Here is a 26249-nt window from a genome sequence, read left to right as displayed (position 1 = left end):
AGGAGAAGGCGAGGGAGTGGCGGCGGGTATGACTCAGTTGTGCCGGTCGATGACGCGCTTTGCGGCTTGGGCCTTCTCCTTCCAGCCGTAGCCCGCCTCGTAGACGTGGCGCTTGTTCTCGACGAGCTGTTCGGGCGAGGCCTCCTCGAAGCCGCCGCGGGCCCACGTGCCGCTGTCGCGGAGCCACGCGACGACGTTCTCCTTCGTCTCGGCCCACGAGAGCCCGACCATCTCGTACCAGGCGACCATGGCGAAGACGGCGTTGTCGTGGCAGCCGGGGTAGCTCCCTCTTCTGTAGAGGGTTCTCATCGGCTCCCGGGTCGGCTCGGAGACCATCTCCTTGTACTCGGCGGCGGTGAGCAGTTCGAGGCGGCCGTCGTCCTCCTGCAGCCGCTCGTCGTACTTCAGACGGTCGAGCGCGGCGACGTGCAGCGGTCCCCACTCGCCGTGGACGGCGTCGGGGAGGCTCTCCTCGTGTTTCGGGCCGGCCGAGAGCAGCGAGACGATGTCGGTGTACGCTTTCTCCACCTCGGGCCACGCGGTGCCCTCGAAGCGGCAGTCGGCGTCGTGCAGGCTGTTGGTGGTGAGACAGCCCGGACAGGGGTAGTCGAAGCGTGGCACGGTCTGGAGGTGGTTTTCGTCGAGTCGTCTTAGGTTTCGCGGTTGTGGGTTTTGGCGGAGGGACTGCGAGGCGGGGCGGAGTCGAATCTCGTGGGGTCGAACGAAATCGGTGGGTCGAGCGAAATCAGAGAACCGGGCGAAATTCGAGAATCAAGCGAAAACCCGGGAGTCGGGCGAAATCCGGGAACCGAGCGAAATCCGAGAGCCGAGCGAAATCTGAGAGCCGAGCGAAATCCGGGAGTCGAATCCGACTGCCGGGCACACCGAGACACCTCACCCTCCCCAACCGACTCGCTCACTCCGTTCGCTCGCCCCTCGCACGAGGCGGCGCGTTCACGCAGGAACGCCCCGGCGCGCGCCGGAGCGCCGTCTCGTCGGCGCGAGAGATGCGCGAGGGAGCCGCCCGCGTTCGTGCGGGCGGCGAGGGTGGGGAGGGCCGAGGCGAGTGGTGGCGGTGCGGTCTCTCGGTGTGTCCGGCAGCAGAAGCCATCCATCGGTCGTCTGACCCGAGCCGTGCACTCGGCCTTCTGAACCGGACCTCGCTCTCGACCTTTTTGTGGGGCGTCCCGAAATCGCCCCTCACGACCTGGAGTCCGTAACAATCGACTCCGAACTACCGCAATCGTTGATGCGGAATTATCAGTAACGTGATGTTTTTCCGTGTCGACGCTTCAGAGACAGTCGCTATGAGAGGTCAGCACACCGGCCGAAACTACCTGGGCATGGAACTCGACGGATGGCCGGCGACCGAACTGCTGGACGACGAACTGCTCGAACGCGGATATCTCGCCGACGGCGGCCGACGGTCCGACGCTGGTCTCTCGGAGTAACTTCCGACTGGTTTTCGCCGGAGCCGACGTTTCGGCCGCGAATCACCGCCCTGCCGAACCGAACTTACGAACCGCCACCAACCGCCGTATTTATCCATACCCACCGGAAACCGTACGCTCCATGAACGCGCGCCACGCCCGCTACCCGTTCTTCGCGGCCGCGAGAGAGGCCGTCGGCCAGTCGGACGTGGCGCTCGGCGAACTCGTCACGACCGACGACCCCGCCGTTTCTCGTGCGCTGGAACGCGTCGAGCGCGCGCTGATGGCCGGCACCGTCGAGAGCGAGACTCCCGGCGAGTGGTCCGCCCGCGACGAGCTCCTCTCCTACCCCGTCGCGCGCATCCTCGTCTCGCTCATCGACGCGCCCGCCGCGGTTCGCAAGTACGCCCAGGCCGAGGCGGCGACGGCGTACGACCGGTTCACCGACGACTTCGAGACGAGCGACGACGGCCTCAAAAGCACGGGAACGAGAACTGTCGAACTCGACGACTTCCTCACGGAGTTCGAGTTGACCGACGCCGTGCGACCCGAGGGCGACGCGCAGACGACCGGACCGACTCGCAAGGACGACGGTTACCGCGTCGCGCTCGGCACGTATCTCACTCTCTCCGAGCCCGGTTGGGGCGAGAACTGGCGACTGGTCAACCGCGAGGTCGCGGACGGCGAGGTGCGGATCACCCGCGAGGAACTGTACGAACTGCTCCGCGAGGCGGTCCGTCGACGAGTGGCCGAGGGGCTCCCGTTCGTCGTCGGCGACGACGCCGTCGCCGAGGCGCTGGACGCCGAAGTCGACTCGCTCCGCGGCCTGTTGGCCGACCGGAAACCCGTCGGGCGCATCGACACCGTCGTCCCCGAACTGTTCCCGCCCTGCATGAAACACCTCCTCGAACGGACCCGCCGGGGAGCCGAGTTAGCCCCCCACTCGCGGTTCGCGCTCACCGCCTTCCTGACCGGCATCGGGATGGACACCGACGAAATCGTCGCCGTCTACCGCGAGTCGGCGCTCGACGAGGAGGAGATACGGTACCAGACCGAGTACCTGCGCGACGAGGCGGGCACGCAGTACGCTCCGCCGTCGTGTGCGACCATGGTCGCCTACGGCGACTGCGTGAACAAGGACGAGCGCTGCGAGACCATCACGCACCCGCTGGCGTACTACGCCAGAGCGCTCGACGACGAGGGCGAACGCGGCGCGAACGCCGCCGACTGAACCCTCTCGGTCGAGAGGGGGAACGGGAGCGGGAGCCGGCGCTCACCGCGAGAGAAAGACGCCGACGATAGCCATCAGCACGACGAACAGCGCGATGCTGGCGACGAGCGCGAGCCCACCGGTTGGGCCGAGGTTCGACCCGCCGTACGACGTCCCAATGTAGACGGTGGCGGCGATGAAGAGGCTGACAGCGACAACGGAGACGACGATTTCACGCAGCGTCTCCCCATCGAGTTCCATAGCACCGGCTTCCCGCGAACGGAGTAAAACATCTTCGATGCCGCGTTGTCGGAGCGGACGTCGCCGGATTCTCGCTCGGCTCACCGGTCGTCGGCAGCCCCGAGACACGTCCAAATACCGATACATATCTCGTTCTTAGGTTGCGGAATTTAAGAACCCCATTTTGCCGAATTTGCGCGTTTCGAACACCCGAGCCGAAGGTTTAGGTGTCTTCGGACCCTCTCTATTGATACGGGGAGTGCCGCCCACGCCCCGGTGAAATTATGACGCACTCACGAAACGCATCCGCGTCATCCGCGACCCGGAAGACCACACTGCCAGCCGACGGCTACGAGGGCCGATCGCTTCGCGCCCGCGCAGACCCGATGGCCGTCCGACCGCTCAGAGACCGCCGCTACGTCGTCGAGACCGACAGCGGAACGTACGTCGTCGACCTCGAAGACCGCTCGTGTACCTGTCCCGACTACGCCATCCGCGGCGCGCGCTGCAAGCACCTGCGCCGCGTCGCCATCGAGGTGAACGAGCGACGCCAACCCGCGCCGACCGAGCGACGCTCCGTCTGCGCGGTCTGCGGCCGCGTCGTGTTCGTCCCGTTCGAGGCGACCGGTCCGCAGCTCTGCACCGACCACGACTTCGAGAGCGGCGAGTTCGTCCGCGACCGCGAGAGCGGGTCGGCGCTCGTCGTCACCAACGTCGTCCACCGCCGCGCCGACGACGTCGTCGTCGAGGACGGCACCGGCCGCACCGTCGCCGACTACGAGACCAACGCGGAGTACGGCGACCACGAACCGGTCGTCGAGGCGGTCTACCTCGGCTCGGTCCGCGCCGTCGACGGCGAACTGACGTTCGACCGCGCACGGCGCTACAGTTTCCCGGCGTCGCGCCTCCGCCACGTCGACCGTGAACGCGGCGAGCGACCGCGACCCGACGGGTTCCAGTCGCAGTTGCCGCTGGCGGAAGCGTAGCTGCGTTTACAGCGCGACTTCCGTGTTCAGTCGTCCCTGACCGAATAGAACCACGGGTGTTCCCACACCCGTCGAAACGGTCGAGTCCAGCGAGACACTGGCGGTACCTGCTCCGTCAGCGGTCGCACGAGTTGCGATCGAGCGCCGTCGGGCAGCCACTCGCCTCGTAGAACGACACCGGTCCGTATCCCAGACCGACCTCGTCGATTCCGATTTTCTTGCAAACCCGTCCGTTCTCGTCCCACGTGATGGTGTGCCACGTCTCGTCCTCCGGAAGACGGACGGCCATCCGATAGGACCGCGCCGACCGTGGCCAGTCGCACGGCAGATGAATCTGTTCGCCCGGTCGTAAGTTGACCGTCGAGCGAAAAACCGTCTCGCCGTTCGCATCCAGCCGAAGGTCTACGCTGACCGGCTCCGACCGTCGATTGCTGACTCGGACGTCGTAGAGACGAGTGCGGAGGAGCAGCGAGCCCAAACCGAGTAGTCCGGCGCTACCGATGACGCCGCCCGCTTTGAGAACGGTTCGTCGCTTGAGCATACGGAGATAATACGGTAATCTACCGCTGAATCAGATAACGATTGTGACTTGTCGAAACGGTTTCGTTTCGCCGACGGTTGAGAGAAAGGTGCGCCGAGAGAACTCGTCGTGCTGTCGAGCCGAAAGCGACAGCGACGAGGGAGAGAGAACGAGAAGAGAACCCCGATTGCGTCGAGCAATCCCGAATCAGGACTCCACGTCGCCGAGCGTCGTCTTCGCCGACTCACCGACGAACTCCGCAAAGTCCTCGCCGTCGGCCAGCGCCGTCTCCTTCTTCACCCGGTAGTTGCCGCCGTCGGTGACGTAGAGGTCGCCGGGGTGAAAGAAGTACCAGTCCTCGCGGTCGAAGCGGACGGCGATGCGGGCTTTCGCGCCGAAGTTCCGCGCGAAGAAGATGAGCGCCTCGACCTCTTCGCCGGTGAGATAGATGGGGTCGCTCGCGCTCGACTTCGCCTCGATGGCGTAGAACCGGTCGCCGTTACCGGCGAGCACGTCGGGGAGTTCGCGGGTCGTCGCACCGCCGCTGGCGGGCGCGCGCATCACCGCGAACCCCGCCTCGTCGAGTTTGTTGACGAGTTCACGCTCGCGACGGTCACCTTTCGCGTTAGACATACTGTGTTCTGTGTGTAATCCACCTAAAAAGGCTACGTCCGTCGCGTCAGGTCGGCGACGGGGTCGGCGTCGTCGCCGAAGACCGCGCCGACGACGGCGAAGGCGACGCCGAGGGCGAACCAGGCGATGGCGAGAACCGAGACGCCGAGGGCGACGTTCGCGAGACTGGCGAGCATGAAGAGTGCGATCGGTAAGGTGAACTCCTCGTCGACGTTCATGCCCGGGCGTTCCCGAGTACTCCTATAGGCCTTCTGTCTGGAGACCGTGTTCCGAACTGAAGGGTCAGAGTGATGGTGGCAGCGTCACAGCGGTACGATATGTCCGAGGGTACGAACGGGGCCGGCCGGACGGAGGCGTGGCAGTTCGAGGCGATGTTCGACGACCCGACCTCGTTCATCGGCGTGTTGACGCCGGACGGGCGACTCCGTCGGGTCAACGAGACGGCGCTGTCGTTCGGCGGAGTCGACGCGGCGGCCGTAACCGACGTGCCGTTCTGGGAGACGCCGTGGTGGGCGCACGACGAGGAGCAGGCGTCGGAGCTGAAGACGTCCGTCGAGCGGGCCGCGGACGGCGAGTTCGTTCGATTCGAGGCGACGAACGTCGGCGACGACGGCGAACGGGTACACCTCGACGTCTCGCTGCAACCGGTTCGAGACGACGCCGACGAGGTGGTCTCGGTGGTCGTACAGGGCAGAGACGTCACCGACCGCGTCCACGCTCAACGGGCGCTGGAAGAGCGACAGGCGACGATAGAGACGCTTCACGACGTGGCGAGCGACCTCGAAGCCAGCGACACCCAGGCGGCGGTGTACGAGCGGACGGTGACCGCCGCCGAGGAGGTACTGGAGTTCGAGCGGTGCTCCGTCGGCGTCCTCGAGGACGGCCTCATCGTCCCGCAGGTACAGTCGTCCGAGTCGATGGGCGACGACACGCGCCCGCGGCGTCCCGGCGAGGGACTGGTCGGGAAGACGCTCCGAACGGGCGAGTCGTATCTGGTCCGTGACGTCGCGTCCCACGCGGACGCCGACCCGACGAAGGAGTCGTTTCGCTCGGGCATGAGCATCCCCTTCGGCGACGGCGCGGTGTTCCAAGCCGTCGCGACTGAACCGGACTCGTTCGACGAGTCGGACCTCGAACTGGCGGAGTTGCTGCTCTCGCACGCCTCCGAGGCGCTCGCGCGTATCGAGACGGAGGCGACGCTCCGCCAGCAGAACGAGCGCCTCGACGAGTTCGCCTCCGTCGTCGCACACGACCTCAGAAACCCGCTGAACGTCGTCGCCGGCAACGTCGAACTCGTCCGGAAGACGGACGACGTGGACCGGTTGGACGCCGCTACGCGGGCCATCCAGCGGATGGAGAGCCTGCTCTCGGGGCTGCTGGAGCTCGCGCGAGCCGGGAAAGTCGTCGGCGAGACCAGGCCGGTGTCGCTGTCGGAGGTCGCCGAGGCGGCGTGGTTCGGCGTCGACGCGCCCGAGACGACGCTGTCGATAGAGACGGACCTCACCGTCGCAGCCGACGAGTCGCGCCTCAGACAGGTGCTGGAGAATCTGTTTCGGAACGCTGTAGAACACGGTTCTACAGGCGGTCAGGCGGAGCCTGACGACGCTGTCGAACACGGGAACTCCGCGGTGACGATAACCGTCGGCCGACTCGACGACCGACCGGGGTTTTTCGTCGCCGACGACGGCCCCGGAATCCCCCCGGAGAGTCGCGATTCGGTCCTCGAACGCGGCTTCTCGACGACCGATGGGGGCACCGGCTTCGGCCTCTCCATCGTCTCGACCATCGCCGAAGCCCACGGCTGGACGGTCACCGTGACGGAGAGCGAAACCGGCGGCGCGCGGTTCGAGTTTTCGGGCGTCCTCGCGGCGTGAAAAGCGACGTTCGGCGGTGTTACGTCCCGTGCTGCCAGCTGCCCATGTACTCGCGCTGCTCGTCGGTGAGCGCGTCGTGGTCGACGCCCTCGGCGTCGAGCTTTATCTCGGCGACGCGGCGGTCCAGTTCGTCGGGCACGTCGTGGACGCCCGCCTCGTACTGGTCGCCGTTGTCGACGAGTTCGCGGACGCAGACGGCCTGCACGCCGAAGCTCTGGTCCATCACCTCGACGGGGTGACCGAGCGCGATGGGCGCGGCGAGGTTGACGAGGCGGCCCTCGGCGATGACGTTGAGCCGGCGGCCGTCTTCCATCTCGAACGCCTCGACGCCGTCGCGGGCCTCGTAGCGGTCGACCGCGAGGTCGTCGAGGTCGTCTAAATTCACTTCGATGTCGAAGTGACCGGCGTTGGCCAGCAACACGCCGTCTTTCATCTCCTCGAAGTGCTCGCGCGTCACGACGTCGCGGTTGCCCGTCGTCGTGAGGACGACGTCGGCTTTTTTCGCTGCTTCGGCCATCGGCAGCACCTCGTACCCCTCCATGTGCGCTTCGAGCGCGCGACGGGGTTCGACTTCGGTGACGATGACGTTCGCGTTCTGGCCGGCGGCCTTCTTGGCGACGCCCTTCCCGCAGTAGCCGTAGCCGGCGACGACGACGTTCTTGCTCGCCCACGAGAGGTTCGTCGTCATGGCGATGGTGGCCAGAGAGGACTCGCCGGTGCCGTGGACGTTGTCGAAGAGGCGCTTCATCGGCGTGTCGTTGACCGCGAAGATGGGGTAGTCGAGCGCGCCGTCTTCGTCCATCGCGCGCAGGCGGTGGACACCCGTCGTCGTCTCCTCGCAGCCGCCGATAATCGTCTCCACGAGTTCGGGGTACTCCTCGTGGACGACTTTCACCATGTCCATCCCGTCGTCGACGGTGACGGTTGGTTCGTGGGAGACGACCGAGTGGATGGCCGCGTAGTAGTCCTCGTCGCCGACGCCGCGGACGGCGTAGGAGGTGATGTTCTCGTGGGCGTCGAGCGCCGCGCTCACGTCGTCGTGCGTCGAAAGCGGGTTGCAGCCGGTGATGGCGACTTCCGCGCCGCCGTCGGCCAGCAGTTCGACGAGGTTCGCCGTCTTCGCCTCGACGTGCATCGCCATCCCGATGGTCTGGCCCGCGAAGGGTCTCTCGGCCTCGTACTCCTCGCGCAGGGCGGTGAGAATCGGCATGTGCTGCAGCGCCCAGTCCATCTTGCGGCGGCCCTCCGCGCGGGCGGCCTCGACGTCGTCGAGGTGCTCGCTCACGGGAGCGTAGCTCGTGCTCATGGCTGGGGCTTTGCTCACCGCGCCCAAAACGATACCGAAGGCGGCGGCCGTCCGAACCGACCGCCGACCGGGTCGACGGCTGGCTGCTCGAAGGAGGTTCGAAGAGGAGAGCCGGTTCGACGCGTCGGAAGGAGTTAGGCGGCCGCGGTTTCGTCGTCGGAGACGGTCGGTCCCGTCACCGCGGGGCCGTTGTCGATGGCGGGCGAGTCGCCGCCGTTTCCGTTGCCGTTCCCGTTTCCGCGAGCGCCGTCGGTTCCGTTACCGGACGCCTCGTCGGTTTCCGTAGCGTCGCCGTCGGTTCCGTCGTCGGAAGCGTTCTTGCCGTCGGCGTTACCCGGACGGTCGTCGCCTTCGCCCGCGCCGTGACCGCTGCCGTTACCGGGGTTCGACTGGTTCCCGCGGTCGGCGTTCGGTCCCTTGTCGGACGGCGGGCCGGCGTGGTCGGGCCGGTTCTCCTCACCCTGGCCAGGGTTGTTCCCGCGGACGAACTCGGAGACGATCTGTCCGATACCGCCTTCGCGGTCCTCGTTACCGAGGACGCTCTGGACGAACGAGGAGACGCGCTGACCGAACGCCATCGGTTCCTCGTCGGCGACGGTGAGCGTCGTCGTCGTGTTCACCGACTCGTTGTCGGCCGTCGCGGTGACGGTCACCGAGACGTTCTCCTCGGGTTCGGGCAGCGAGACGCTGCCGTTCTCGCCGGTCGTGTAGTTGCCGACGCCCGAGTAGTTGGAGTCGTTGCCGTTTTCGGCCACCTCGACCGTCGCGTTCGGTACGGCGGTGCCGTTTTCGGTCACGTCGACCGTCGCCTCACCGTCGTCTCCCTGCGAGACCGACACCGAGAGTCCCTCTCCGGTCGAGGGCGTGAGTTCGACAGACTCGGTCGCGTTGAACGAATCGCTGGTGACGTTCAGCGTCACGTTCACGGCCGACTCGGGTGCCGGGAGGACGGTGGTTCCGTTCTCGTCGGTCGTGTAGTTGCCGATGCCCGTGTAGTTGCCGTCGGCGGTCACGTTGACCGTCGCGTTCTGTACCTCGGAGGCGTTCTGCGTCACGGTGACTGTCGCTTCGCCGGTGTCGTCGCTCTGGTCGACGTCCACGTCGAGCGACGCGTCCGCTGCGAGCGCGCCCGCGACACCCGGTGCGAGCGCCGTGCAGAGGAGTACTAGCACGAACGTGAGAGTAACTTTTCTTGAACTCATCAACTTTCCCGACATCCAGGGAGTAGATAAAGGGGGGCTGCCGTTCATCCGGTTCGGTTCGTTGAAAACGGACGAGAACCGTTTATAACCGTTCAAACTACTTTCTAAATCGTTTATCTTTCCTCTCTAATTGACTATCACGAACGATTACGTGGCGCGGGCGAGCGCCTCTCGGGCGTGGTCGGTCGCCCGCCGCATCACCGATTCGGCGTCGAGCGTCAGCAGTTCGCGGTCCCGCATCAGCACCTCGCCGTCGCAGACGGTGTGTCGGACGTCCGACCCGCGAACCGCGTACGCGAGGTGGCTCACGTGGTCGTGCGCGGGCGTGAGGTGCGGCGCGTCGAAGTCGACGACGACGACGTCGGCGTTCGCGCCCGCTTCGAGGCGACCGGAGTCGAATCCCAGGGCGTCCGCCCCGCCGCGCGTCGCCAGTTCGACGACCGTCTCGGCGGCGACGGCGCTCGCGTCCTCGGCGGCGAGTTTACCGACCATCGCCGCGTCGCGCATCTCGTCGAACAGGTCGAGGTCGTTGTTCGACGCCGCGCCGTCGGTGCCGAGGCCGACGGAGACGCCCGCGTCGAGCATCCGCTGGACGGGCGCGATGCCCGAGGCGAGTTTCATGTTCGACGCCGGGCAGTGAACCACGCTCGTTCCGCGCTCCGCGAGCAGTGCTATCTCCGTGTCGTCGACGTGGACGCCGTGGGCGAGGAATTCCGAGTCGCCGAGCATCCCGAGACCGGCGGCGTACTCGAGGGGACGTTCACCGCGTTCGTCGACGATGGGGTCGACTTCTTCGGTCGTTTCGTTCCCGTGATAGTGGACGGGAACGCCGAGTTCGCGGGCGCGGGCGACCGACTCGCGGAGTTCGCCTTCGCTCACCGTCGTGAGGCTGTGCGGCATGTACGCCGTCGAGATTCGCCCGTCGGCCGCGCCGTCGAACTCGGCGGCCACGTCGAGACTTTCGTCGATGTCGGCCCGCGCCGCCTCGTCGTCCTTGCCGACGGTGACGACGCCGTGACCGAGGCGGGCGCGGAGACCCGCCTCTTCGACGACGTCGGCGATTTCGGGGACGTGGAAGTACATGTCCGCGAAGCCGGTCGTCCCCGAGCGAATCATCTCGACCATCGCCAGTTCCGCGCCGACGCGGACGTCCTCGGGGGTGAGCGCGCCCTCGACCGGCCAGATATCCTCCCGAAGCCACGTCTCGAGCGGTTTGTCGTCGGCGACGCCGCGGAGCAGCGTCATCGGGACGTGCGTGTGCGCGTTGACGAGACCGGGCATCACGAGCCCGCCCTCTGCGTCGAGCGTCTCGTCTCCCGTCTCTGTGTCGCCGACGGCGAGAATCTCGCCCGAATCGGCGTCGACCAGCACGTCGCCGTCGTCGACCGACAGGTCCGGCAGGAGAATCTCGCCGCCGGTAATCTGGAGCGTCGTCATGACGCACCGTACAGACGAGACGACCAAAGGCGGTCCGGTTCCGAGGGAAGAATCGCTCGTGTCGATGCCGAAAGAAAATGTCTGCGGGATACACTTATCATACGAGATGATTGATATCCCGGTATGGCTGTCACAGCCTCCCCGCTCCGACAACTCGTCGTCGGCGACGAGGACGCCGTCGAGTGGCTCGCCCTCATCCCCCTCCTCTTCACCGTCGAGTGTATGGGTGTCGTCGTCTGTCGGATGCTCGGCCTGTTCCCGCTGGTGGTCGTTCCCGGTGCGCTGGTCACGCTCGCGTTGATGGTCGTCCCCTCGGCTTTGAGCGCGACCAACGGCGGCGGCCTCTTCGGGAGCGTCGTACTCGGCCTCGCGCCCGTCTCCGGCCTGCAACTGGCGCTGAGCGGCGAAGCACCGCTCGGCGTCGACGTGGCGACGATGGCGAGCGTCGGCGTCGTCGCCGGCGTCGGCCTCGGCGCGGCCGGATTCGCCGTCGGTCTGGCGATGCGGTAGAGAAGCGACCGGGCCGAAGCGCAGAGAGGGAAAGACAGTTCTCCCGCGCCCGCGAGCATCACGGTATGCGAATCGCCGTGCCCAACAAGGGCCGCCTGCACGACCCGTCGATGGAACTTCTCGAACGCGCCGGACTCCACGTCGAGAACGGTGCGGCCCGGAAACTGTACGCCGAGACGGTCGACCCCGACGTCACCGTCCTGTTCGTCCGCGCCGCCGACATCCCCGGCTACGTCCGCGACGGCGCGGCCGACATGGGAATCACCGGCCTCGACCAGGTCCGGGAGTCGGGTCACGAACTGACCGAACTGCTCGACCTGGGCTTCGGGAAGTGCCGCCTCGTGCTCGCCGCCCCCGAGGACGGCGAGATTCACACCGTCAGCGACATCGAGGGCAGGACCGTCGCCACCGAGTTCCCGCACGTCACGCGCACGTTCTTCGAAGAGCGCGGCGTCGACGCCGACGTGGTCGAGGTGACGGGCGCGACGGAACTCACCCCGCACGTCGAGATGGCCGACGCCATCGTCGACATCACGAGCACCGGGACGACGCTCCGGGTCAACCGTCTCGCCGTCGTCGAGGAGGTGCTGTCGAGTTCGGTTCGGCTGTTCGCCCGACCCGACGCGGCCGACGACGAGAAGGTCCAGCAGGTGACGACGGCGTTCGAGTCGGTGCTGGCCGCCGACGGCAAGCGTTACCTGATGATGAACGCGCCGAAGTCGAAACTCGACGACGTGCGCGAGGTCATCCCCGGGATGGGCGGACCGACGGTGATGGACATCGCCGGCGGGCCGCAGAGCGACTCGAACGCGAACGGTGGAACCGCGAGCGGAACGGAGGACGACGACGCCACCGTCGCGGTCCACGTCGTCGTCGACGAGCGCGAGGTGTTCGAGACCATCGGCAACCTCCGCGAAGTCGGCGCGTCGGACATCCTCGTCACCGAAATCGAACGGCTGGTCGAGTAGCACGGCGTCGAAAGTCGCTCGACGCCGCCGAGACGGCGTTCATCGCCGCCGCAGGTCCGGTTCGGTGAGGCCGTGGTAGAGCACCACTCGCCCGTAGCGTTTCTTCGCCCACGCCGCGACGAGCAGACAGCCGACAGAGAGCGCGGAGACGCCGAGCAACCCCGCGTCGGGACCGAACGCGCCGCCGGTGTACAGTTCGGGACCGTGCCGATTCAACACCAGAAGCGACGCCGAGGGGTCGACGCCGCCGACGGGGAGGCCGAACACCGGTCCCTGAAACAGGTTCCAGGAGGCGTGAAAGCCGACCGGGAGCGCGATTTCGCCGGTGAGCACGTACGCGAACGCGAGGAGGACGCCCGCGAACGCGACGCCGAGCGTGCTGACGACCGTCGCGTTGGGGTTTGTGACGTGTAGCAGCGCGAAGACGGCCGCCGAGACCACGATCGCGCCGCCGACGGCCCGGTCGGCGTCGAAGTCGGCGTGACCGAACAACCCCTCGGCGAGGTTCGTGACGACGTAGCCGCGAAACAGCAGTTCCTCGTGGAAGCCGACGAAGACGACGAACCCGACGGACAGCAGCAGTTGCGGGAGCAGCGACGGGAGCGGCGCGCTGAACACCGCCTCGACGCTCACCCACCCGGCGCCGTACTCGACGAGAAAGACGAGCGTCATCAGCGCCGTCCCGAGGCCGAAACCGACGCCGAGGTCGATCCACCAGTCTCGGTCGACGTGGAGGCCGAAGTCCGCGAAGTAGCGTCGGTCGAGAAACGTCCCGCTGAACGAGACGGCCGCGATAGTCGCCGTTCCGAGGAGCACGAGCGGCGCGAACTCAGAGAGCAGCGCGACGCTCCCGCCGACGACCGCCTCGCCCTCCCCGTTCGGTGCGGTGAACGCGACCAGGACGAACCACCCGGTGAGCGTCAGCGCCGCGATGAGCAGGGTCGTCGCCGCGATGCGCCACGGCGCGCGCAGACGGCGCTCGTCGAGGTTCCACAGCATCTCCGGGACGAGACTGTTCACCGGACGCTCACCCGCCCGGAACCGAGCGACGACCCGAACGGACCCGCCGCGCGCGACCCGAGTCGCCCGAACGGGCACGGCGTCGGATGACGAAAGACGTCCATGTCGTTCTTGTACTCACGAACGTCCTACTTGTATCTATCCGTCGTCAGAGAGGCGGGGGGTGGACGGCGACGAATCCGCCGGAGGTCCAGCGAACGTCGCGCGACGGACGGCGGTTAGCCGGGCGCGCTTTGCCAGAGCGCGAGCAGGCTAAAGACGAGCGCGCCAAGGATGATACTGACGACGACGTGGATGACGACGATGTAGGCGGTCAACCGCCACGACCGGTCGTAGAGGTACTTCACCGCCGCGGCGTCGAGCGCGAGCGCCACCGGCAGCGCCAGCGCCGCCGAGACGTCGAACGCCGTCGAGAGAACCGCGACACCGGCCGGGAGCGGACCGACGCCGAACGCGTTTCGAACGGCGACGTCGCCGAGGACGTTGCGGGCGGCGATGTGGGCCGTCGCGGAGAGAAACAGTGCGAAGAGGCCGGCGGTGCCGGCGATGGCGACCGGACTCCCGAGCGTCGTCTGCAGCGGAACGACCATGGTCGGGTTTCGAGGGCCGACCGTATGGTGTTTTCCGAACGCGACGGACGACGTGCGCGACGGTGGCGGGGCGAAACGACCGCCTCGACTTTGTTACCCGGTGCCGAACGCTCTGTATGCCGACCGAGAGCGATCCGAACGTCGAAACGGACGGTGGCGACGCAGACGGTGAACCGAGCGACGGCGACGTCGACGGGAAATCAGACGACGGCGACGACGATAACGAATCAGACGACGGCGACGTGAGGAGTAATCGACGCGACAGAGAGGGCGGTTACGAACCGAGGTCGGACCCGTCGGCGGCCGAACCGACGGAGCCGAGCCCGTCCGAGCCGAACCCGCCGGAGAACCTCCCGACGGCGGTCGTGGAGATGCTCCGACGGCTCTCGGCGCACGACCTTCGAGAGGCCGTGCTGTACGGTCAAGAGCTGCTACAACTCCGGCAGCGGACGGGCCCGCGCATCGAGCCACGGGTCGGCGAGGAGTTCGTCCGCGTCGAGGACCGCGACGGTTACACGCTCGTCGTCAAGCGCGAACCGTGCGGCGAGGGTTGCGAAAACTGTCCGCACGGGCCGTACGGCTATCACGTCACCGAAGAGAAACTACCGAGCGGCGAGCGCCGAACGCGGTGGACGCTCATCGGTCGCGTCGAAGGATAATCAGTCGAGGAGACCGAGTTCGGAGAGTCGGCTGACGATCTTGTCGACGGCGTGTTCGGCGTCGACGGGCTGTTTTCCGCCCGTGATGACGAGTTTGCCGGAACCGAAGAGGAGCGCGACGACTTTCGGTTCGTCGAGACGGTAGACGAGGCCAGGGAACTGCTCGGGTTCGTACTCGATGTTCTCGAGACCGAGGCCGATGGCGATAGCGTTGAGATTGAGATTGCGGCCGAGGTCCGCGCTCGTGACGATGTTCTGGACGGTGATTTCAGGGTCCTCGTCGACCGGAATCTGGAGGTCGCGGAGTTTGTCGAAGACGATTCCGAGACTCTCGTGAACGTCGTCGGTCGACTTCGCGCCCGTGCAGACGATTTTCCCGGACCGGAAGATGAGCGCGGCCGACTTCGGGTTCTGCGTGCGGTAGACGAGACCGGGGAACTGCTCGGGGTCGTAATCGGCACCTTCGAGGTCCATCGCGACGCTCTGAAGGTCGAGTTCCTGTCCGATTCCGGTGGAGGCGACCACGTTCTCTATGTTTATCGTGTCCTTGGGGTCACTCATGGAACGGTTTAAGTATCGTATTTAAGGTTTAAAAAGGTTGGTGCAGGGGTTGATAGGTTCGATTCTAGTGAACGCGACCGATTTTGCGGCGCTCGGTGGGTCGCACCCGAGAAGTCGCCCGTTCGAACCGTTCGACACGCTCATACGTCGCCCCCGACAGATTCGACCGTGTACTGTCTGGAACTCGCCGGCGAGGACGACGCGTTCGCGGCCTACGAGGCCCGCGCGGCCGCCGGAGAACCGGAACTGGCCGCCCCCGGCGTCGCTCTCGCGCGGACGCTCGACGTTGCGCGCGCGAGAACGCTCGCGTACACCCACCGCGCCAGCGACCTGGTCGGCCATACCGACGCCAGCGTCGAGAGCGCTCGCGTCCTCCTCGAAGCGGCGTCGCTGTCGCGGGAGGGAACCGTCGCCGTCCGCGCCCGAGACGTTCGCGGCGAGAGCGGCGTCTCGACCGGCGACGCCGAGCGCGAACTCGGCGGCGTCCTCGTCGACCGCGGCTACTCGGTCGATTTGGACGACCCCGACAACGTCCTCCGCGTGGTTTTCGCGGACGAGCGCTGCTTCGTCGGTTGGCAGGTCGTCGAGAGCGTCCGCGACTACGGGAGCAGAAAGCCGACCGACCGACCGTTCTTCCAACCGGGGAGCATGGCGCCGCTCGACGCCCGCGCGTTCGCCAACATCGCCGGAGCGAAGCCGGGTGCCCGGATGTTAGACCCGATGTGCGGCACCGGCGGCACGCTCATCGAAGCGGGACTCGTCGGCGCGACGCCCGTCGGCGTCGACGCGCAGGCGAAGATGGCCGCCGGTGCGCGAAAAAATCTCGACGCCTACGTCGACGGCGACGCCCACGTCGTCCGCGGCGACGCCACCGCCCTCCCTTTCTGCGACGACGCCGTCGACGGCGTCGTCTTCGACGCGCCGTACGGCCGTCAGTCGAAAATCGCGCGGCACTCGCTCCGAGACCTCGTTTCGGGGGCGCTCGAAGAAGCGTACCGCGTCGCGCCGCGGGGCGTCCTCGTCGCCGACCGCTCGTGGCGCGAGGAAGCGGAGAGCGCCGGGTGGACGGTCGACGAGACATTCGAACGGCGGGTGCACCGCTCACTCGTCAGGCACGTTCACGTGTTGCGGAGCGACGATTGAGGCGGAACGACGATTAGGGCGGAGCGACCGACTTCGGCGACGAACGATGTTCTGAGTAGAGGAACACGTCTCTCCGTTTGCAGAACGCGGGTGCGGGATTTCGTCAGGACTGTCGCGCTACGACCGTCTCGCCCGCACGGACGCGCTGGCCCTTCTCGACGCAGAGGTCCGTCGCGTCGAACCGCTCGGGGAGCAACACGTCGGCGCGACTGCCGAAGGCGATGTGACCGATTCGTTGCCCGCGTTCGAGCGTCGTTCCCTCTTCGACGTAGGGGTGGATGCGCCGGGCGAACGCGCCGGCGATGAGCGATATCTCGAACTCGCCGCAGTCGACGTCGACGCGTTCGTTTCGCTCCGAATCCTTCGAGAACGCCGGTCTGTGTGCGCCGGGTCGGTGCGTCACCGACTCGACGTCGGCGTCGGCGGGCGCGCGGTTGACGTGGACGTCGGTGACGTTCATGAACACGCCGACGCGGACGCGGTCGCCCTCGCGTCGGACGACCGAGACGCGGCCGTCGGCCGGCGAGACGAACCCCGACTCGGGGGCGGTGCGGTCGGGGTCGCGGAAGAACCAGAGGACGAACAGCGCGACCGCGACGCAGAGAAGCCCCACCGGGGGGACGAGCACCGAGAGCGGGACGGCCAGAAGCGCCGGCGGGAGCGCGTAGCGCCGCGCCGACGGGGCGAACTGCCGCGGGACCGCCGCCGCGACGCGGCGGGGTGAGAGCGGGGCCATCTACGCAGCCCCACCCGCGGGCGACCACTCGGTCAGCAGGTGACAGACGTGGATTCGGTCGTCCGTTCCCGTCGCCAGGTCGAGGTCGACCTGCCCCGCGAGTCGGTGGAGGCGCGCGAGGTCGTCGCCGCTGTAGTCGGTCCGAGCGACGCGGAGCAGTTCGCCGAGCAGCTCTTGGCCGCTGTATCCCTCGTCGAGGAGGTCGTCGACGGCTTTGCGGGCGGCTTTGAACTCCCCTTCCCTCGCCTCGGCGAGGACGTCGCGGAGCGCCTCGTCGTCGCCGACGTCGCCGAGCGTCTCGAACGCCGCGTTCATCGTCAGTCCGTCGGCGGCGGCGGCGGTCGCCTGTGCGCTGAGAATCGCCTTGCGGAGGTTGCCGCCGGCGAATCCGGCGACGTACTCCAGGCCGTCTTCGTCGTAGTCGGTCCCCTCGGCGTCGACGATGCCTCGGAGGACTTCGACGGTCTCGTCGGTCGTCGGTGCGCGAACCGGTACCGGGAAACAGCGCGAGCGAATCGGCGGGATGAGTTTCGTCGGCTGCCGCGTCGTGATGACGAACTGCGTCGTCCGGTGGTGCTGCTCCATCACGCGGCGCAACGCCTGCTGGAAGTCCTCGCGGATGGCTTCGGCGTTGTCGAGGACGATGGTCTTGTACTCGCCGGAGACGGGCGCGTAGCTCGCCGACTCCTTGAGCACGCGGTTTATCATGTCGCGTTTGGCCATCCGGCTGCGACCGGCGAGAAACGACTCGAAGCGAGGGTCTTCCCGGAGTTCCTTCTTCGTCCGGCCGAAGAAGTCGGCGACGTTAATCTCGACGAGGTCGTTGTCGACGTCCTCGTGCGTCTCGCGGGCGAGCGCTCGGACCGCCGCCGTCTTTCCCACACCCGGCGGCCCCTGAACGACGAGGTTCATCGGTTCGTCGACGGTGCGAGCGAGTCGCTCTCGCACAGCCGCCTGCGGGAGGTCGGCGAGGTCCGGTGCGTGCGCATCGGTCCACAGGGGGGCGTCCATTGGCTCGGTATTGTCGGCAACGACGTAAGAATCGGTCGGTTCGACGCACCTCTCGCGGTCGTTCGACTCGTTCGACCTACCCGCCGACCGACGACCAGCTATCCGAACTCGACGCGATGAGAGCCGCCTCGGTCGTCGTCTCGTTCGTCCGACCGGTCTCGTTCGTACTCGAGCCGTTCTCGCCCGTATCGGACTTTCCGGACGCATCGGAACCGCGGTCCGTCGGCTCGTCGTCCTCGGCGTCGACGTCGACGATTTCGACTTCTTCGCCCGTCCCGGACTGATCGATGACGGGTTTGAGGATGTACTTCCCGCTCTTTCCCGCCTCGAAGACGGAAACGTCGAAGACGAAGTCGACCGCTTCGCCGTTTCCGAGCGTGAACCCCTTGTGAAGTTGCAGTTTGTCACTCGGCAGTTTTACGCGCACTTCCTCTCCGTTTTCGAGGGTGCCGTTCACCGACGAGACGTAGATGAAGACACTCCCGTAACTTCCGCCGGAGACGTTCAGTTCCCCGAGCGACGTCGAGTTAGCGCCCTGAAGTCGCGTGAGGTCGACAGTTCGTTCGTCGACGTCGAACTCGCGCCACCCTTCCTCGGGTGCCGAGTCGTCGGCTTCGGTCGCCGTCCCGTTCGCCGTTCCGTTCGCCGTCTCGGTGGCGTTCGTCTCGTCGCGGGTCGTCGGCTTCAGTCCGACTTTCGTGATCGTGACGTTGAGGTGTGCGAAGTCGCCGATAGCGTTGCGCTCGTCGCTCACGTAGAAGCGGACGGTTCCATCGCTCCCGTCGACGTGGTCGGTCTGCGTATCGACCGACGCGTCGGTCGAGGGGCCGTCCTCTGAAATCCCGCCAGTGCATCCGGCCAGCACCACCAAGAGCGCCGTCAGCACGCTGACGGCTGTCGTCTGGTTCATGTACTCTGTCCAATTCGAACGTTCCCTAAAGTAATACAGTGTTCGTTCGGATAGTTTTCTGTGCGTGAACAGTTTGGAGCGTCGACCTCGGAGTCGCCACAGTCGGCGCAGTCGGTGCAGTCGGGGGGTTTTGACCTCGTTTCTGCAGTTCGAGCGCGTCTGTGAGAGACGGACCGTCGTACCCGGCACCGACTCGACGGCGTATCCGACACGGGTTTAGCCCGTGCCCGTCTCACAGCGTGTATGTCGATGCGCGTGACCTTCTTAGGAACCAGCGGGGCCGTTCCGACGACGCAGCGGGCCCCCAGCGCCGTCCTCCTCAACCGGGAGGGCGAGCGCCTGCTTTTCGACTGCGGCGAGGGAACTCAGCGGCAGATGATGCGCTTCGGAACCGGCTTCGGCGTCTCCCACCTGTTCGTCACACACCTGCACGGCGACCACATCCTCGGCATCCCCGGCCTGATACAGTCGTGGGACTTCAACGGCCGCGAGGAGGCGCTGGCCATCCACGCACCCCGCGGGTCGAGAGAACACGTCGAGAACCTCGTCCACGCGGGCGGCTACCGGCCGAGTTACCCCGTTCGAGTCCACGAGGTCAGCGCCGGGGCGACGGCGCTGGAAGCGGAGGAGTACGAGGTTCGGACGTTCGAGACCAACCACCGGACGCGCTCGCAGGGTTACGCGCTCGTCGAGGACGACCGACCCGGGCGGTTCGACCGCGAGCGGGCCGAGTCGCTGGGCGTCCCCGTCGGGCCGAAGTTCGGCAGGCTCCACGAGGGCGAGTCGGTCGAACTCGACGACGGCCGGGTCGTCGACCCCGAGGAAGTGGTCGGCGAACCGCGACCGGGGCGAACGTTCGTCTACACGGGTGACACCCGCCCGGTACAGGCGACCGTCGACATCGCCGAGAACGCGGACCTGCTGATTCACGACGCGACGTTCGCCTCCGACAACGCCGGACGCGCCCGCCAGACGGCGCACTCGACGGCGAGGGAGGCGGCCGACGTCGCGCAGCGCGCGGGCGCGAAGCGTCTCGCGCTGACGCACATCTCCTCGCGCTACGCGGGCGACGCCTCGCAGTTGGCCGAGGAAGCCGCGGAAGCGTTCGACGGCGAGTCGTTCGTCGCCGAGGACGGCCAACGGGTCGAGATTCCGTACCCGGACGCCGAGTAGAATCCGCCGGTCCCCGAAAGCCGCCCGTCGGTTCCGGCGTGGGGTATTTACTCACTGACCACTTATTCCGTCAGCGTGAACGCTCGGACGCGTGCGCTCGACTCCGTCGTCTTCGGCGTCGACATCCAGAGCGGTGACGTTCGCGGAGACGCGCCCTCCTACGCGCTCGTCGCCCTCGACGGCGACGAGGTGGAACGCGACGTGGTCTCGCTTCGGAAGCTGAGACGACTGGTCGAAGCGCGAGAACCGGCGATGATAGCGACCGACAACATGTACGAACTCGCCGCCGACAAGGACGCGCTCGTCCACTTTCTGCGGTGGCTCCCCGAGGAGACGAAACTCGTCCAGGTGACCGGCGCGGAGCGCCCCGAACCGCTGTCGCGGGTCGCCTCCCGCCACGGCGTCCCCTACGGCAAGAAGCCGATGAAGGAGGCGGAGGCCGCCGCGCGCCTCGCGCTCGGCAACGTCGGCTACGAGGTGAGCGCCTTCACCAACACGACGACGGTGAAGGTTTCGCGCGGTCGCTCGACCGGTAAAGGCGGATGGAGCCAGGACCGGTACACGCGGCGCATCCACGGCAACGTCAGGCGTCGCGCCCGCGAGATAGAGTCCGAGCTCGACGAAGCCGGACTGGAGTACGAACGAGACGCGACCGAGAAGTACGGCGGCTTCTCGAACGCCGTCTTCACGGTCGAAGCGCGTCCCAAGGACATCCCCGTCTCGGCGAACCGCTCCGGCGACGTGCGGGTCGAAATCGAGCGCGAGCGACGCGACGGCGTCGAGTTCGAACCGCTCGTGAAACGGCGCGACCGGGTCATCGTCGGCATCGACCCCGGCACGACCACCGCCGTCGCCGTCGCGGACCTCGACGGCAACGTCCTCGACGTCTACTCGTCGCGAACCGACGACACCGCGGACGTCGTCGAGTGGCTCATCGAGCGCGGGCGGCCGACCATCGTCGCCGCCGACGTACAGCCGATGCCCGAGACCGTCGAGAAGTTCCGCCGGAGTTTCGAGGCCGTCGGCTGGGCCCCGCCGAGAGACCTCCCGGTCGACGAGAAACTCCACCGGACTCGGAACGTCGACTACGACAACGACCACGAGCGCGACGCGCTGGCGGCGGCGCTGTTCGCGTACGATGACCACGAGGACCAGTTCGCGCGAATCACGCGGAAGGTGCCGCCGAACGTCGACCGCAGCGAGGTCATCGCGCGCGTTCTCGCCGAGGAGGAGCCCGTCGAAGCCGTGCTTCGGGAGCTCGACCCCAACGTCGAGGACGACGACGAGGACCAGTCGACGCACGAACCGCGCGAACTCACCGAGGAGGAAAAACGCATCAAGCGACTCGAACGGCGGGTCGAGCGCCTCGAAGAACACGCGGACGACCTGAAGGCCCGTCTGGAGACGAAAGACGAGACTATCGCGGAGTACGAGCGCGAACTCTCCGACGCCCGACGGAAGGAACGCCGCGAGGCTCGCGAGCGGCGCGAGGTCAACCGCTTGGAGCGCGAGAACGAGCGACTGGAGCGCGAACGCGACCAGGCCGAGGAGAGCGCCGAGGAGCTACAGCGCAAACTCGACCGCCTGAAGACGCTGTGGAAGCTCGACCACTCGAACTTCTCGGACGTGGCGGGCGACCGCGACCTCGTCGCGGTGAAAGTCGTCGAGCAGTTCACGCACGACGCCATCGAAGCGGCTCAAGAACAGTTCGGTCTGGCGTCGGGGGACGTGGTGTACCTCCGCGACGCCAGCGGTGCGGGTCGACGCACCGCCGAACTGCTCGCGGAGACCGAACCGCGGGTGGTCCTCCGCGACGGCGGCCTCTCGGACGTCGCCGACGAGCTGCTGTTCGAGGCCGAGATTCCAGTCGGTCCCGCCGACGACGTGTCGATGCAGGAGGTCGACGAACTCGCCGTCGCCCGCGAGAGCGACGTAGAGGAGGTCATCGACGACTGGAGAGAGCGCGCCGAGGAGCGTCGCCGCGACCAGAACTCGGCGATGGTCGACCAGATCATCTCCGAGCACCGCGCCGAGAACCGCGGTCGATAGACGGGCGGACGGCCCCGGTCCGGCCGTCCGTTCGGCTCCGGAGACCCGGCCCAAGACCCATTCGTCCTCGCGTTGAGAGACACGGTATGTCTTCGCGCGAGGTCAGCGGTGCCAGCGTTCGTCTCGTTTTTGCGGGCGTGTTAGTGACCGCGCTGGGTATCGTCGCTGCGCTTATCCTCCTGCCGTTTCTCACGTATCTGCTCGCCGCAGCGCTGCTCGCGTTCGTGCTCTACCCGCTTCAGCGGCGGCTCGCAGCCCGGGTCGGGACGCGGCTCTCTGCCGCCGCGCTGGTGGCGCTGTCCGTTCTCTGCGTGGTCCTCCCGCTCGGACTGCTGGTGTACCGACTCGCCAGCGGCGGCAGCGTCGTTCCGGGAGAGCTCGAAGAGCTCCCCCGGCTGCCGGTGATCGAGTCGCTCATAGAGCGGTCGGTGGGCGTCGAGATGTCGATTCGCTCGCAGCTGAACACCGCTCTCGGACAGGTTTCGTCGATGCTCGCCGAACAGAGCTCCGGCATCGTCGGCGCGGGAGTGCACGCGACGTTCGGCGTGCTCCTGTTCGTGTTCGTGCTCTACTATCTGCTGAAGGACGGTCACCGACTGGTCGCGTGGCTCCTGTACGTCACGCCGCTCCCCGAGGCGGTGCAGGACGAACTCGTCGCGCAGACGAACGCGATGACGTGGGCCGTGCTCGAGGGACACGTCCTCGTCGCCGTCGTCCAGGGTATCGTCGCGGGTGCCGGTCTCTTCGTCGCCGGCATCCCGAACGCGGGGTTCTGGACGTTGGTGATGATGGTGGTCGCGCTCATCCCGGTTCTCGGCGTCGGCGTCGTCGTCGGTCCGGCGGTGCTGTATCTCGTCGTCGTCGATAGACTCCTCGCCGCCGTGCTGCTGGCTGCGTACGGCGTGACCATCGTCGCGCTCATCGACGACTACCTGCGGGCGTACCTCATAAATCGAGGGTCGGCACTCAACTCGGCGGTCATCCTCGTCGGCGTTCTGGGTGGCGTGTACCTCCTCGGTCCGATGGGGCTGTTCTACGGACCGATTCTGCTCGGTCTGTTCAAGGCGACCATCGAGGTGTTCGACGACTACTACGAGGTGCTGGAGCGTCCCTGACGCCCCCGATGCGTCGCTCCGAGGGCACCGTCACCGGTGGGCTGACAGCCGGAACTCGCAGTCGCGGAGCGGCGTTCCGGACACCCGCCTCGACTCGCTCCGCGGCGATGCTCAGCGCACGCCGGGGAGTGGTCCCGTCATCCGGTTTGAACCCTCGGACGCCCTGACACACTTCCAGAAGTCATATCCCACACCCCACGCTCGGTACGAGTATGGACGCCTACGAGCGAATCACCCGGAACGCCTCCGAGGTGGTCACCGAGGACGAGGTACGCACGCTAGCTGAATCACCCGAGGGCAAGCGGGCGTACGTCGGCTACGAGCCGTCGGGCGTCCTCCACATCGGTCACATGCTGACGGCGACGAAGCTCATCGACCTGCAGGAGGCGGGCTTCGAGGTCACCGTGCTTCTGGCCGACGTCCACGCCTACCTCAACGACAAGGGGACGTTCGAGGAGATACGCGAGACCGCAGAGCGGATGAGAGAGCAGTTCGTCGCCTACGGCCTCGACGAGTCGAAGACGGAGTTCGTGCTCGGCTCCGAGTTCCAGTTCGACCGCGAGTACATCCTCGACCTCCACGCGCTCGAACTGAACACCTCGATGTCGCGCGCCGAGCGGGCGATGGCCGAGATCAAGAGCGGCGAGGCGGTGAAAGTCTCGCAGGCGGTGTACCCGCTGATGCAGGCGCTCGACATCGTCTACCTCGACGTCGACCTCGCCATCGGCGGGATGGAACAGCGGAAGGTCCACATGCTCGCCCGCGACACGCTGCCGAGCATCGGTGAGGAGTCACCGACCTGCCTGCACACGCCGCTCATCGCCGACCTCGGCTCCGGCGTCGGGAAGATGTCCTCCTCGAAAGGCGTCACCATCTCGATGGAGGACTCGACCGAGGAGATCGAAGAGAAGGTCAACGGCGCGTACTGCCCGCCGACGGCCGACCCCGACCCCGACGAGGAGGGCAACGACCGCGAGAACCCCGTCCTCCAGATCTTCGAGTACCACGTCTTCCCGCGCTTCGAGACGGTGGTCGTCGAACGCCCCGAGAAGTACGGCGGTAACCTCGAATACGACGACTACGAGTCGCTGGCGGCGGACCTCGAATCCGGCGAGTTGCATCCGGCGGACGCCAAAGGCGCGCTGGCGGCGTACCTCGACGAACTCGTCGCGCCGGGTCGCGAGAAGATTCGGCAGGCGAAGCAGTAGCGGTCGCCCGGTTCGAGAGTGGAGCGCCCGCTCAGGCGAAGCCGAACGCCTGCATCGTACTTTTGACGATTCCCTGCGCGACGAGACCGACGCCCGCCAGCACGAGCGCGAGGCCGGCGGCGACGATGGGTGCCTGATAGGCGACGATACCGATTCCCGCGAGCAGCAGAACGACGCCGAGAACGCCGGACGTACCGAGCTTGTCGAGCATACCCGATACTCCTCGCGTCTGTCCGGTAAAACCACCGGTCGCGTCGCGGGAGAGGTCGTTCTGTCGCCCGTTCGGCTTTCAACGGCGGTTTTAACAATTACGACGACGAACGGCCCTTATGAGCGAGAACGAAGGGCGCAACAACCTTCGAATGCCGAACGACGACGAGGAGTTCGCGGTCGTGACGAACATGCTCGGCGCAAACCGCGTGAAGGTTCGCTGCGCGGACGGCACGGAACGGACCGCTCGCATTCCCGGCCGGATGCAGAAACGCATCTGGATACGCGAAGACGACGTCGTCCTCGTCGAACCGTGGGACTGGCAGGACGAGAAAGCCGACGTGACCTGGCGCTACAAGAAGCAGGAGGCCGAGCAGTTGCGCGAAGAAGGGCACATCCAGTAGCCAGTCGTAGTTCGATGCGGTTCGGGGTCTACGGACCGAAGCGACGACGTGGAGCGACCGCTGGTCCGCACCTGTGAGTCTTTTAACGCCGGCGCTCGTAGCCCTTCACGAATGACTGACGAGTTCGGCCTGATAGCGCCCGACGCCGCCGACGGCTTCGGAGACGAGTGGGAGGAGATAGACGTCTCCGACACGGAGGCCGACCGTATCGCACGCCGCCGGGACCGCGAGTTCAGCCAGTTCAGAAAGCGCATCAAGGACGCCGACCAGTTCAAAGTCGAGCAGTCGGTGTTCGACGACGCCACGTTCGCGGCCATCTACAAACTGGTTCAGGACGGCTACATCGAAGCGTTCGGCGGCCCCATCTCGACCGGCAAGGAAGCGAACGTCTACGAGGCGCTCGGAGCCGACGACACCGACGTCGCGGTGAAGATATACCGAATAAGCGCCTCGAACTTCCAACAGATGCGCGAGTACCTCGAAGGCGACCCGCGCTTCGAGGGCATCGGCAACGACAAGGGAAAGATCGTGCTCGCGTGGGTCAGAAAGGAGTTCGCCAACCTCGAACGCGCCCAGAAGGCGGGCGTCCGCGTGCCGACGCCCATCGCCGTCGAGCGCAACGTGCTCGTGATGGAGCTCGTCGGCCTCGTCGAGGAGCGCGCGCGCCGCCTCGCGGAGGTGAACGTCGAAAACCCGCAGACGGCGTACGAAGTCGTCCGCGAGTACATGCGACGCCTCCACGGCGCCGGGTTGGTCCACGGCGACCTCTCGGAGTACAACATGATCATCCACGAGGGCGAACTCGTCATCATCGACCTCGGGCAGGCCGTGACGGTTCACCACCCCAACGCCGCCGAGTTCCTCGACCGCGACTGCGAGAACGTCGCGAACTTCTTCTCCCGACAGGGTCTCGACGTGACCGGCGAGGAACTGCGCGAGTACGTCACCGAGGTCGAACCGGAGCCGTAGCCGGTCGTCGGCCGCAGAGACAACTCTCACGACGATGCAACCTGCGGTATGGGCAACAGGTGTCGACACTCCGACGTATGCAATCCATCGCGGACGCCGGGACGCTGAGCATCTGAGCGTACTCGTCGACACGCTTTTTCCCTCTCCCCATCTACTCGATGACGATGAACGCCGC

Annotated in this window: 29 protein-coding genes; 14 read left to right on the top strand and 15 right to left on the bottom strand. The window is 66.7% G+C overall.

The annotated features are described in order from the left end of the window. Positions 1 to 33: 33 nt before the first annotated feature. Entirely contained in the window at positions 34 to 621 is a 588-nt protein-coding gene (locus tag FCF25_RS07510; RefSeq protein ID WP_137047997.1) for a hypothetical protein, read from the bottom strand. Between the two features lie 686 nt (positions 622 to 1307). Between FCF25_RS07510 and FCF25_RS15575 the strand changes: the two genes are divergently transcribed. Together FCF25_RS15575 and FCF25_RS07505 are read left to right on the top strand one after the other, a co-directional pair. Then, positions 1308 to 1451, top strand: a complete 144-nt coding sequence (locus FCF25_RS15575; protein WP_157972687.1) for a hypothetical protein — start codon at positions 1308 to 1310, stop codon at positions 1449 to 1451. A gap of 121 nt (positions 1452 to 1572) precedes the next feature. After that, positions 1573 to 2661 (top strand): DNA primase large subunit PriL, encoded by a 1089-nt coding sequence (locus FCF25_RS07505; protein WP_137047995.1) that lies wholly within the window; start codon positions 1573 to 1575, stop codon positions 2659 to 2661. Between the two features lie 42 nt (positions 2662 to 2703). Here the strand turns inward: FCF25_RS07505 and FCF25_RS07500 are convergent, their stop codons facing one another. After that, a complete protein-coding gene (locus FCF25_RS07500) occupies positions 2704 to 2901 on the bottom strand; it encodes a hypothetical protein (RefSeq protein ID WP_117593530.1) in 198 nt (65 codons plus the stop codon). A 263-nt stretch (positions 2902 to 3164) separates the two neighbouring features. Here FCF25_RS07500 and FCF25_RS07495 point away from each other — a divergent pair, with 263 nt between their 5' ends. Further along, positions 3165 to 3866, top strand: a complete 702-nt coding sequence (locus FCF25_RS07495; RefSeq protein ID WP_117593532.1) for an SWIM zinc finger family protein — start codon at positions 3165 to 3167, stop codon at positions 3864 to 3866. Between the two features lie 115 nt (positions 3867 to 3981). On the opposite strand, the gene FCF25_RS15570 is transcribed toward FCF25_RS07495, so the two are convergent. From FCF25_RS15570 to FCF25_RS15565, 3 genes are all read right to left on the bottom strand, one after another. Then, positions 3982 to 4155, bottom strand: coding sequence for a hypothetical protein (locus FCF25_RS15570; protein ID WP_168191221.1), 174 nt, complete (start codon positions 4153 to 4155; stop codon positions 3982 to 3984). 438 nt (positions 4156 to 4593) lie between these two features. Further along, positions 4594 to 5019, bottom strand: coding sequence for a Holliday junction resolvase Hjc (gene hjc, locus FCF25_RS07485; RefSeq protein ID WP_117593536.1), 426 nt, complete (start codon positions 5017 to 5019; stop codon positions 4594 to 4596). A gap of 32 nt (positions 5020 to 5051) precedes the next feature. Further along, entirely contained in the window at positions 5052 to 5237 is a 186-nt protein-coding gene (locus FCF25_RS15565; RefSeq protein WP_168191220.1) for a hypothetical protein, read from the bottom strand. 99 nt (positions 5238 to 5336) lie between these two features. On the opposite strand from FCF25_RS15565, the gene FCF25_RS07475 reads away from it, so the two are divergent. Then, positions 5337 to 6893 (top strand): ATP-binding protein, encoded by a 1557-nt coding sequence (locus tag FCF25_RS07475; protein WP_168191219.1) that lies wholly within the window; start codon positions 5337 to 5339, stop codon positions 6891 to 6893. A gap of 19 nt (positions 6894 to 6912) precedes the next feature. Here FCF25_RS07475 and FCF25_RS07470 read toward each other — a convergent pair whose 3' ends face one another. From FCF25_RS07470 to FCF25_RS07460, 3 genes are all read right to left on the bottom strand, one after another. Next, complete coding sequence (locus tag FCF25_RS07470) at positions 6913 to 8199, bottom strand: adenosylhomocysteinase (protein ID WP_117593540.1); 1287 nt, start codon at positions 8197 to 8199, stop codon at positions 6913 to 6915. A gap of 134 nt (positions 8200 to 8333) precedes the next feature. Further along, positions 8334 to 9401, bottom strand: a complete 1068-nt coding sequence (locus FCF25_RS07465) for a hypothetical protein (RefSeq protein WP_137047991.1) — start codon at positions 9399 to 9401, stop codon at positions 8334 to 8336. A gap of 147 nt (positions 9402 to 9548) precedes the next feature. After that, complete coding sequence (locus tag FCF25_RS07460) at positions 9549 to 10838, bottom strand: amidohydrolase (RefSeq protein ID WP_137047989.1); 1290 nt, start codon at positions 10836 to 10838, stop codon at positions 9549 to 9551. Positions 10839 to 10961: 123 nt separating this feature from the next. Between FCF25_RS07460 and FCF25_RS07455 the strand changes: the two genes are divergently transcribed. Both FCF25_RS07455 and hisG read left to right on the top strand, forming a co-directional pair. Further along, positions 10962 to 11348 (top strand): hypothetical protein, encoded by a 387-nt coding sequence (locus tag FCF25_RS07455; protein WP_117593546.1) that lies wholly within the window; start codon positions 10962 to 10964, stop codon positions 11346 to 11348. A gap of 65 nt (positions 11349 to 11413) precedes the next feature. Beyond that, a complete protein-coding gene (gene hisG / locus FCF25_RS07450; RefSeq protein WP_137047987.1) occupies positions 11414 to 12316 on the top strand; it encodes an ATP phosphoribosyltransferase in 903 nt (300 codons plus the stop codon). A 39-nt stretch (positions 12317 to 12355) separates the two neighbouring features. Here hisG and FCF25_RS07445 read toward each other — a convergent pair whose 3' ends face one another. Further along, positions 12356 to 13336, bottom strand: a complete 981-nt coding sequence (locus tag FCF25_RS07445) for a CPBP family intramembrane glutamic endopeptidase (RefSeq protein ID WP_117593550.1) — start codon at positions 13334 to 13336, stop codon at positions 12356 to 12358. Positions 13337 to 13554: 218 nt separating this feature from the next. Then, entirely contained in the window at positions 13555 to 13926 is a 372-nt protein-coding gene (locus FCF25_RS07440; protein ID WP_137047985.1) for a hypothetical protein, read from the bottom strand. 116 nt (positions 13927 to 14042) lie between these two features. On the opposite strand from FCF25_RS07440, the gene FCF25_RS15805 reads away from it, so the two are divergent. Then, a complete protein-coding gene (locus tag FCF25_RS15805) occupies positions 14043 to 14585 on the top strand; it encodes a hypothetical protein (protein ID WP_198665666.1) in 543 nt (180 codons plus the stop codon). Here FCF25_RS15805 and FCF25_RS07430 read toward each other — a convergent pair whose 3' ends face one another. Next, a complete protein-coding gene (locus FCF25_RS07430; RefSeq protein ID WP_117593554.1) occupies positions 14586 to 15146 on the bottom strand; it encodes a TATA-box-binding protein in 561 nt (186 codons plus the stop codon). A 177-nt stretch (positions 15147 to 15323) separates the two neighbouring features. Between FCF25_RS07430 and FCF25_RS07425 the strand changes: the two genes are divergently transcribed. Beyond that, positions 15324 to 16289 (top strand): methyltransferase domain-containing protein, encoded by a 966-nt coding sequence (locus FCF25_RS07425; protein ID WP_174786394.1) that lies wholly within the window; start codon positions 15324 to 15326, stop codon positions 16287 to 16289. Positions 16290 to 16392: 103 nt separating this feature from the next. Here the strand turns inward: FCF25_RS07425 and FCF25_RS07420 are convergent, their stop codons facing one another. The 3 genes from FCF25_RS07420 to FCF25_RS07410 all read right to left on the bottom strand — a co-directional run bounded on the left by FCF25_RS07420 (position 16393) and on the right by FCF25_RS07410 (position 18946). After that, complete coding sequence (locus FCF25_RS07420; RefSeq protein ID WP_137047981.1) at positions 16393 to 17025, bottom strand: protein sorting system archaetidylserine decarboxylase; 633 nt, start codon at positions 17023 to 17025, stop codon at positions 16393 to 16395. After that, entirely contained in the window at positions 17026 to 18036 is a 1011-nt protein-coding gene (locus FCF25_RS07415) for an AAA family ATPase (protein WP_137047979.1), read from the bottom strand. A 76-nt stretch (positions 18037 to 18112) separates the two neighbouring features. After that, entirely contained in the window at positions 18113 to 18946 is an 834-nt protein-coding gene (locus tag FCF25_RS07410) for a DUF4382 domain-containing protein (protein WP_117593561.1), read from the bottom strand. A gap of 249 nt (positions 18947 to 19195) precedes the next feature. Here FCF25_RS07410 and rnz point away from each other — a divergent pair, with 249 nt between their 5' ends. The 4 genes from rnz (at position 19196) to FCF25_RS07390 (ending at position 24491) form a co-directional block, all read left to right on the top strand. After that, complete coding sequence (gene rnz, locus FCF25_RS07405; protein WP_174786393.1) at positions 19196 to 20119, top strand: ribonuclease Z; 924 nt, start codon at positions 19196 to 19198, stop codon at positions 20117 to 20119. Positions 20120 to 20194: 75 nt separating this feature from the next. Then, positions 20195 to 22168: a DUF460 domain-containing protein gene (locus FCF25_RS07400; RefSeq protein WP_137047975.1), complete on the top strand. Its 1974-nt coding sequence runs from the start codon at positions 20195 to 20197 to the stop codon at positions 22166 to 22168. An 86-nt stretch (positions 22169 to 22254) separates the two neighbouring features. Beyond that, positions 22255 to 23283 (top strand): AI-2E family transporter, encoded by a 1029-nt coding sequence (locus FCF25_RS07395; RefSeq protein WP_137047974.1) that lies wholly within the window; start codon positions 22255 to 22257, stop codon positions 23281 to 23283. Positions 23284 to 23495: 212 nt separating this feature from the next. Then, positions 23496 to 24491 (top strand): tyrosine--tRNA ligase, encoded by a 996-nt coding sequence (locus FCF25_RS07390; RefSeq protein ID WP_117593565.1) that lies wholly within the window; start codon positions 23496 to 23498, stop codon positions 24489 to 24491. 31 nt (positions 24492 to 24522) lie between these two features. Here the strand turns inward: FCF25_RS07390 and FCF25_RS07385 are convergent, their stop codons facing one another. Continuing rightward, on the bottom strand, positions 24523 to 24702 hold the full coding sequence (locus FCF25_RS07385) for a hypothetical protein (protein ID WP_117593567.1): 180 nt from the start codon (positions 24700 to 24702) through the stop codon (positions 24523 to 24525). A 118-nt stretch (positions 24703 to 24820) separates the two neighbouring features. Here FCF25_RS07385 and eif1A point away from each other — a divergent pair, with 118 nt between their 5' ends. Together eif1A and rio1 are read left to right on the top strand one after the other, a co-directional pair. Then, on the top strand, positions 24821 to 25105 hold the full coding sequence (gene eif1A, locus FCF25_RS07380; RefSeq protein WP_117593569.1) for a translation initiation factor eIF-1A: 285 nt from the start codon (positions 24821 to 24823) through the stop codon (positions 25103 to 25105). Between the two features lie 111 nt (positions 25106 to 25216). After that, positions 25217 to 26074, top strand: coding sequence for a serine/threonine-protein kinase Rio1 (gene rio1, locus FCF25_RS07375; RefSeq protein WP_117593571.1), 858 nt, complete (start codon positions 25217 to 25219; stop codon positions 26072 to 26074). Positions 26075 to 26249 lie beyond the last annotated feature (175 nt).

The organism is Haloprofundus sp. MHR1 (genome assembly GCF_005155585.1).
Classification (GTDB): Archaea; Halobacteriota; Halobacteria; order Halobacteriales; family Haloferacaceae; genus Haloprofundus; species Haloprofundus halophilus.
The sequence above is the reverse complement of the archived record's forward strand: the minus strand, read 5'-3'. Positions and strand labels throughout refer to the sequence as shown.

Bases quoted from the DNA above. Each gene is read 5' to 3' on its own strand.
- FCF25_RS15575 (WP_157972687.1), top strand. From the start codon at position 1,308: ATGAGAGGTCAGCACACCGGCCGAAACTACCTGGGCATGGAACTCGAC.
- FCF25_RS07505 (WP_137047995.1), top strand. From the start codon at position 1,573: ATGAACGCGCGCCACGCCCGCTACCCGTTCTTCGCGGCCGCGAGAGAG.
- FCF25_RS07500 (WP_117593530.1), bottom strand. From the start codon at position 2,901: ATGGAACTCGATGGGGAGACGCTGCGTGAAATCGTCGTCTCCGTTGTC.
- FCF25_RS07495 (WP_117593532.1), top strand. From the start codon at position 3,165: ATGACGCACTCACGAAACGCATCCGCGTCATCCGCGACCCGGAAGACC.
- FCF25_RS15570 (WP_168191221.1), bottom strand. From the start codon at position 4,155: ATGGCCGTCCGTCTTCCGGAGGACGAGACGTGGCACACCATCACGTGG.
- hjc (WP_117593536.1), bottom strand. From the start codon at position 5,019: ATGTCTAACGCGAAAGGTGACCGTCGCGAGCGTGAACTCGTCAACAAA.
- FCF25_RS15565 (WP_168191220.1), bottom strand. From the start codon at position 5,237: ATGAACGTCGACGAGGAGTTCACCTTACCGATCGCACTCTTCATGCTC.
- FCF25_RS07475 (WP_168191219.1), top strand. From the start codon at position 5,337: ATGTCCGAGGGTACGAACGGGGCCGGCCGGACGGAGGCGTGGCAGTTC.
- FCF25_RS07470 (WP_117593540.1), bottom strand. From the start codon at position 8,199: ATGAGCACGAGCTACGCTCCCGTGAGCGAGCACCTCGACGACGTCGAG.
- FCF25_RS07465 (WP_137047991.1), bottom strand. From the start codon at position 9,401: ATGAGTTCAAGAAAAGTTACTCTCACGTTCGTGCTAGTACTCCTCTGC.
- FCF25_RS07460 (WP_137047989.1), bottom strand. From the start codon at position 10,838: ATGACGACGCTCCAGATTACCGGCGGCGAGATTCTCCTGCCGGACCTG.
- FCF25_RS07455 (WP_117593546.1), top strand. From the start codon at position 10,962: ATGGCTGTCACAGCCTCCCCGCTCCGACAACTCGTCGTCGGCGACGAG.
- hisG (WP_137047987.1), top strand. From the start codon at position 11,414: ATGCGAATCGCCGTGCCCAACAAGGGCCGCCTGCACGACCCGTCGATG.
- FCF25_RS07440 (WP_137047985.1), bottom strand. From the start codon at position 13,926: ATGGTCGTTCCGCTGCAGACGACGCTCGGGAGTCCGGTCGCCATCGCC.
- FCF25_RS15805 (WP_198665666.1), top strand. From the start codon at position 14,043: ATGCCGACCGAGAGCGATCCGAACGTCGAAACGGACGGTGGCGACGCA.
- FCF25_RS07430 (WP_117593554.1), bottom strand. From the start codon at position 15,146: ATGAGTGACCCCAAGGACACGATAAACATAGAGAACGTGGTCGCCTCC.
- FCF25_RS07420 (WP_137047981.1), bottom strand. From the start codon at position 17,025: ATGGCCCCGCTCTCACCCCGCCGCGTCGCGGCGGCGGTCCCGCGGCAG.
- FCF25_RS07415 (WP_137047979.1), bottom strand. From the start codon at position 18,036: ATGGACGCCCCCCTGTGGACCGATGCGCACGCACCGGACCTCGCCGAC.
- FCF25_RS07410 (WP_117593561.1), bottom strand. From the start codon at position 18,946: ATGAACCAGACGACAGCCGTCAGCGTGCTGACGGCGCTCTTGGTGGTG.
- rnz (WP_174786393.1), top strand. From the start codon at position 19,196: ATGCGCGTGACCTTCTTAGGAACCAGCGGGGCCGTTCCGACGACGCAG.
- FCF25_RS07395 (WP_137047974.1), top strand. From the start codon at position 22,255: ATGTCTTCGCGCGAGGTCAGCGGTGCCAGCGTTCGTCTCGTTTTTGCG.
- FCF25_RS07390 (WP_117593565.1), top strand. From the start codon at position 23,496: ATGGACGCCTACGAGCGAATCACCCGGAACGCCTCCGAGGTGGTCACC.
- FCF25_RS07385 (WP_117593567.1), bottom strand. From the start codon at position 24,702: ATGCTCGACAAGCTCGGTACGTCCGGCGTTCTCGGCGTCGTTCTGCTG.
- eif1A (WP_117593569.1), top strand. From the start codon at position 24,821: ATGAGCGAGAACGAAGGGCGCAACAACCTTCGAATGCCGAACGACGAC.
- rio1 (WP_117593571.1), top strand. From the start codon at position 25,217: ATGACTGACGAGTTCGGCCTGATAGCGCCCGACGCCGCCGACGGCTTC.